Annotated in this window: 4 protein-coding genes and 2 pseudogenes; 3 read left to right on the top strand and 3 right to left on the bottom strand. The window is 35.2% G+C overall.

The features are described 5' to 3' along the window. Window positions 1-245 precede the first annotated feature (245 nt). Window positions 246-1,508 carry a replication-associated recombination protein A gene (locus CP363_RS10185; RefSeq protein ID WP_098036208.1) on the bottom strand — a complete coding sequence of 421 codons (1,263 nt, stop codon included), beginning with the start codon at window positions 1,506-1,508 and terminating at the stop codon, window positions 246-248. Window positions 1,509-1,648: 140 nt separating this feature from the next. On the opposite strand from CP363_RS10185, the gene spx reads away from it, so the two are divergent. Beyond that, window positions 1,649-2,050, top strand: a complete 402-nt coding sequence (gene spx, locus CP363_RS10180) for a transcriptional regulator Spx (RefSeq protein WP_054832959.1) — start codon at window positions 1,649-1,651, stop codon at window positions 2,048-2,050. A 64-nt stretch (window positions 2,051-2,114) separates the two neighbouring features. On the opposite strand, the pseudogene CP363_RS10175 reads toward spx, so the two are convergent. Further along, a pseudogene (locus tag CP363_RS10175) lies at window positions 2,115-2,673 on the bottom strand (PTS transporter subunit EIIC). Here CP363_RS10175 and CP363_RS10170 point away from each other — a divergent pair. Further along, window positions 2,603-4,051 (top strand): annotated as a pseudogene (locus CP363_RS10170) (alpha-amylase family glycosyl hydrolase); the annotation flags it as partial. The pseudogenes CP363_RS10175 and CP363_RS10170 overlap by 71 nt on opposite strands. A 177-nt stretch (window positions 4,052-4,228) precedes the next feature. Then, window positions 4,229-4,666 carry a hypothetical protein gene (locus tag CP363_RS10165; protein ID WP_023488760.1) on the top strand — a complete coding sequence of 146 codons (438 nt, stop codon included), beginning with the start codon at window positions 4,229-4,231 and terminating at the stop codon, window positions 4,664-4,666. A 267-nt stretch (window positions 4,667-4,933) separates the two neighbouring features. Here the strand turns inward: CP363_RS10165 and CP363_RS10160 are convergent, their stop codons facing one another. Beyond that, window positions 4,934-6,211, bottom strand: coding sequence for an extracellular solute-binding protein (locus CP363_RS10160; RefSeq protein ID WP_089147358.1), 1,278 nt, complete (start codon window positions 6,209-6,211; stop codon window positions 4,934-4,936). Between the last annotated feature and the right edge of the window lie 326 nt (window positions 6,212-6,537).

The following is a 6,537-nucleotide window of genomic DNA, read 5'->3' as shown; positions in this document are numbered from 1 at the left end:
GTTGAACGACTACTCCGTCGAGTAATCATCCAACACTAGATTAGTATGTTTTGTTATTATTGGTAATAAAATACGTAAAAAGTAGGTAAAGTTTTTTCGATTAGCATTTAACAAATAACTTAAATAGAACTACCATATAGGTGGCTGGACGAGAATCTTCTCTCGTAGAAGCAATTAATAAACCAATTTTCTTCATTTATAATCTAACCAAAAAGGACAGGGATGCTCAATTGCATTGCTGTCCTTTATTTTTGATAATCTTCGCCGTAAATATAACGATGTAATTTTAGGTATTGCTCATATAATCTGCGTTCATTTTGATTGTCTTTTGGAAAATAATATTGTTTGCCTTTGAGTCCCTTGGGCATATAATTTTGCTTGGCGATTTGATGCGGAGCTTGAAAAGGTGACTCAGCTAGGCCAGCTCCCGTGATTTCTTTAGCGTGTTTATAATGAAAGTCACGCAAACTATTAGGCATGGGATACCGATTGGGATGATCACTATCTTGATCAAGTCTTTTCCAAATTTCCTCAAATGCTCCTGATTTTGGCGAAATACACATTAACATTGTTGCAAACATTAGTGGATATTTAGCTTTAGGCATTCCTATCTTTTCAGCTTGATTAGCTGCAGTAACAATTTGAGTTACTTGTTGCGGATTAGCTAAGCCAATATAAGTATATGGAATCTCACGCAGACGCCGTACAACCGAAGCTAAATCTCCATTTTTTAGCAAAATAGCAAGATAATAAAGTGCAGCATCTGTGTCAGAGCCAGCCATAGAGTCAGAATATGCAGCTAAATAATCGTAATGTTTAGTGGCTTTCTTATCATAGCTAAAGAATTGCTGCTTAGTAAACGATTTAACATTTGCTAAGGTGATCTTTTTAGGATTAAGTGCATGAACAGTCTCTAAAATGTTTAAAGCAATTCGTAGGTCGCCATCAGCTGCGGCTGCTATCAAATTTAACGAATTTTTTTCAACTTGGTGATCTACTAATTTAAGGACCTTAGTACATGCTTTGTTCAAAACAGCTGCAATATCGTCTTCTGTTAGAGGATTGAACTCAAAGATTTGACAACGTGACCGCACAGCTGGCACAATCGACATAATTGGATTTTCAGTGGTAGAGCCAACAAGTAAAACGTGACCATTTTCTAAATAAGGTAATAAAAAATCTTGTAGATTTTTGGTCATACGGTGGATTTCATCAATTAAAAGAACGAAGGTCTGATACTTATAAGCATTAATAATGTTGTTCAACTGTGCTTTATTATCAATTGAAGCATTAAAGGAAGCAAAGGGATAATCATTCTCTTTAGCAATAATTTGAGCTAAGCTTGTCTTTCCGGTACCAGGAGGCCCCCAGAGAAGTAAAGAAATATTAACATGCTGCTTGATAATATTTCTTAAAGCCTTTCCTGGTCCCAGCAATTCACTTTGGCCTACCATATCCGCCAGTGTTTGCGGCCTCATTTGTTCGGCAATTGGTGTTTTAAAATTCATCAAATTCCTTCTTTCAGTAAGGTAAGTATACTATTTTCTACAATTTTTTGTAAAAATAGCTTGCACTATCAAAAAGTAAGTTATACAATAGAACTAATGTACGAGAAGTTAACGAGTTTTTTTAGAAAGAGGCGTATTGTATGATTACTCTTTATATGTCAACAAGTAGTGCATCTTCACGTAAGGCGAGAGCATGGCTTAACAAATATCATCTTTCTTTCAAGGAAAAGAACGTCTTTAAGGAATTATCTAAAGAAGATGTCCTTCATCTGTTGTCTTTAACTGAAAATGGAACTGAGGATATTTTATCTACTCGTTCACAGTCTTTCAAACAATTAAAGAATAAGTTGAATGAAGACTTGTCATTGTCTAAAATGGTTGATTTAATTACTCAGAATCCAGGATTATTAAAGAGACCTATTATTGCAGACGACCATCGGATGCAGGTGGGCTATAATGAAGAAGATATTCGGCAGTTCTTGCCTCGTGATATCAGAAAAGCTGAATTAATTGAGGCACAACGGATTGCTGATGCTGCTTAAATAAGACAAAAAACGATGAATTTACCTTTGTGGGTGATTCATCGCTTTATTTTGCTCTAAATTTTTATTTAGCTGAACCTGGGCGTTGCTTCTTGGCTACTTTTTTACCCATAGTCATGTTGTCATTATATCCCCATACCCAAACTGCAATAAATGAAACTATAATTGAAACAGCACTGGCAATTAGGAAAGTCATAGAAACTATTTAGTTGAGTAGGATGGGCCGGGTTGAAAAAGCTTGAGAAGCCAATTAGACCACCGGTAAAGCCATACATAGTACCATGCATTAAACCAGTAACTAGGCCACCGAAGGCTGAGCCAATACAACCTGAAGCAAAGACCTTCTTATATCTTAAGTTAATACCATAAATAGCGGGTTCAGTAACACCGCAGAAGGCTGAAATAGCTGCTGCAATTCCTAGCTCTTTCATGTCTGCTTTCTTTGATTTGATTGCGACTGCAAGAACAGCTGCACCTTGGGAAACCATTGTTGCGCAGATAATTGCGTTTAATGAGCTTTGACCAGTTGAGGCAATTTGTTGAGCAACTAGTGGCACAATGTCTGACTTTGAGGAATTAACTAAAAAGCTAAAAGAAATAGGCGTTGGCGTCATGTTGGATATGGTGCTAAACCATTGTTCAACCGAAAATATATGGTTTAAAAAAGCTTTGGCAGGAGACGAAAAGTACCGCAAATTCTTTTACTTAAGGAAAGCTAAGCCTGACGGCTCCTTGCCTAATAATTGGCAAAGTAAGTTTGGTGGACCAGCTTGGGCAAAATTTGGTGATACGCATTATTATTACCTACATTTATATGATCCAACTCAAGCAGATCTCGATTGGCATAACCCAGAAGTTCGTCAAGAATTGTTCAAAGTAATTAACTTCTGGCGTTCAAAGGGAGTACATGGTTTCCGTTTTGACGTAATTAACGTGACCGGTAAGGATGAAAAGTTAGTTGATTCAACTGGTGATCCAAGTCAGGAAAAGAGTCTTTATACTGATACAGCAGTAGTGCATCAATATTTGAAAGAAATGAATCGCGCTACTTTTGGTCAAGATCCTGACTCAATTACGGTGGGTGAAATGTCTTCAACTACTATTGCTAATTCGATTGAGTACTCTAAGCCGAGTGAGCATGAATTGTCCATGGTTTTTACTTTCCATCATTTAAAAGTCGATTATAAAAACGGTGAAAAGTGGACTAAAGAGCCGTTTGATTTCATGAAATTAAAGCACTTATTTACTGAATGGCAAGAAAAAATGGATCAAGGTGGCGGTTGGAATGCTTTGTTCTGGAACAATCATGACCAGCCGTGGGCCCTTAACCGTTTTGGTGATACTGGTAAATATCGAGAGAAATCTGCCGAAATGCTTGCTACTGCGACACATTGTATGCGCGGAACTCCTTACATTTATATGGGCGAAGAAATAGGAATGATGGATCCACATTATTCTTCAATTCATGATTATGTAGATGTTGAAGCTAAAAATGCTTTTGCGGCATTGAAACAAAAGGGAATAAGCGATGATGAAGCATTTGCAATAGTAAAAACTAAAGCACGAGATAACTCTCGTGTGCCGATGCACTGGGATGATAGTAAATTTGCTGGCTTTAGTGAATCAAAGCCATGGCTTTTACCAACAGATCAAGATAGAATTAATGTTGAAAAAGAATTACACGAGGGTGAAATTTTTGCTTACTATCAAAAATTGATCAAGTTGCGTAAGCACGAACAACTGATTTCTGATGGCCATATTAGAATGTTTTTAAAAGATGATCCACAAATTTTTGCCTATGAACGTTTTTTGAAGGATGAAGCTAAAAAAATATTAGTTTTCACTAATTTCTATGGTACTGATCATGTAGCACCATTGCCTGAACAATATCAAAATAAGAATTATCAACTCGTATTGAGCAATTATTCTGCACAAGATGGCAAACTAGAAGAGAATATCTCATTGAAGCCATATGAAGCTTTAGTAATTAAAATTAATTAGACTAGTGTAATTAATTGTGTTAAGGTAAAAATGTTCGTGAAGATTTCGATTTACGGACGAGGAATTCGCGAGAAGTCATGATTTTCAGGTCATGGCTTCTTTTTTTGCATAATAAGCAAAATTATGTAAAGTAATTGACAGCTTGCTTATAATAGATAGTAGAGAGAAGGAAAAACGATGTTAGTTGATTCTGATAGTTTTATTTCAGTTGAAAAGAAGCTAGTCAAACAAGGCAAGTTGCAAAAATTTGAAAAAGAAAATGGTCCAGTTACCAGTTTAATGATGATTAGTAAAGGAAGAATTGCGGACGATATGCGTTATCAGTTAGTCGAGAACTTGGCACATCATCCATTACATATAGTCTACAAGGCCTCATTTGATCAATATGATGAAACCCTGAATTGTATTTTCGATCGACAAACTAAAAAGCCAATCACAGGTTTATGGTACACGCCGCAAAGAAGAGACTTTACTGAACCGCCTAAGAAAATGGTCCAGCTTTTTATCAGTGAAATTGTAAATAATTTGACTGATTCAACAGGAATAGATTTGCCAATCTGGGTCTTTATCAATGATAAGGCACATTTGGCAGTTACTAAGAAAGATTTGAGTTAAGAAAAAAATCAGTGCGAACCCTATGTGAACATAAAAATGTGGGAGTTTCGCACTGATTTTGTTTTGTATTTTATGTGTTAACTCTTCTTTATATATTTTTGACATAGTATAATAGTTGATGAAGCCAAATATTTAGGATTGGATTTTATCCTAGTACTAAATATTGCGGTCGCACTCTATGTGAGTGCTTAAATTAAATTCAACTCTTGCAAATGCAAAAAAGCATCCCTAATCCAAATAGAGAAGGGGGATGCTTTTTTAATATCATTATTGACGCCAAGCGCTATCTAATTTTTGTTGACCAGCCTTAATTTGAGCATTAACATTTTGATGCTTATTTGCAGCAATTAAAATATTTTCCATAATTTGATTCATACCATTATAAGCAGAGTCAGAATTCTTAGCTACAGGAACACTGTAGAGATGCTTCATTGAATCCTTTAAGACACTTGGCAATTTCATCTTGCTGTCTAAGTATTCCTTACTATTTAAGACATTATCGTTAACAGGAATATAGCCAGTCTCATTAGCCCAAGTTAATTGGCTAGATTTGCTAGTCAAAAACTTCATATATTTCATGGCAGCATTTTTTTGTGCTTTTGAAGCATGGTTAAAGACATAAAGATCAGTCCCTTGAGAAATAGTGTATTCACCGGGACGAGGAGCAACGCCGTACGTAAACTTGTTGCCTACACCCATCTTAGTGTAGCTTTCACCAGCTGAAGTACCGATGTACATTGCGACTTTTTCATTAGCAAAAGGACCGGAGAGGTAACGTTCACTACCAGCAGTTCTAAAGTAGCCATTGCGTACGCCATCTGCGTAGAAGTTAATAATTTTCTTAGAGGCAGCCGAATCTAACTTGATTGAACGACCAAAAGTTTGTCCTTCATTCTTGAGACCTAGAACATAGTAGTTGGCTAAGTTATCAAAACCAGCACCAACAATTTTATGGTTGGACTTTTCATAAATTGCTTTAGAAACAGACTTAAGTTCTGCCATTGTTTTAGGTACCTTTAAACCATATTTCTTAAGTAAGGTCTTGTTATAAGTCAAGACTTCAATAGATTTGTTGAAGGGAATACCATATTGAACGCCATTAATTTGCGCACCCTTCATTAATTCAGGACGAATATTAGATTTGGCTACTGAGCCCCAGCCATAAGTTGAATTATTAATGTATGGAGTCAAATTGACCAACATCTTATTTTGCGCAGCTTGATAAAGCCAACCAGGATAAGCTTGAGTCATTGTTGGTAAGTTATTAGGATTTTGTTGAGTAGAAGTAATTTTCCCTTGTAACTGAGGGTAATTACCTTGATTTTCTAGCTTAACTTTGATGTTAGGATTTTCTTTTTCAAATTTATTAGTCAATTGTTTCAAAGTTTTTTGTTGTGCACCATTCATTGCGTGCCACATAGTAATTTCTGTCTTACTATTTTTAGCAGATGTAGTGCTCTTTTGATTTGAACAAGCTGCTAAAAATAATGCTGCAGTAGTTACTGCACCAATTGATAAATATTTTGTTAAGCCTTTCTTTGTCATCGAATTCTCCTCACTAAAAATAACATTAATAAAAATAAAATTTAAAATATATTTTTATTTTAATAAGCACAATATCTTGTATCACTTATTAACTAATGCAAGATAATATACTACTGGCTAAAAAAATAAAATTCAACCCTTGACTTTTTGCCTGCATTTATAAGCATTGATATATCAACGACTGTTTACTTAATAAAAATATTAGTAGCAAGAGAAATTGAATTAAAAACACATTTTATTAAATACAATATCTTGTGTATGATAAATGTAAGAGACTGTCAAGAAGTTTGTGTAAATAATCTCTCTCGTTGATTGACTTTTTTATT

It is taken from the genome of Lactobacillus sp. UMNPBX12, assembly GCF_002553955.1.
Taxonomy (GTDB): domain Bacteria; phylum Bacillota; class Bacilli; order Lactobacillales; family Lactobacillaceae; genus Lactobacillus; species Lactobacillus crispatus.
The sequence above is the reverse complement of the archived record's forward strand: the minus strand, read 5'-3'. Positions and strand labels throughout refer to the sequence as shown.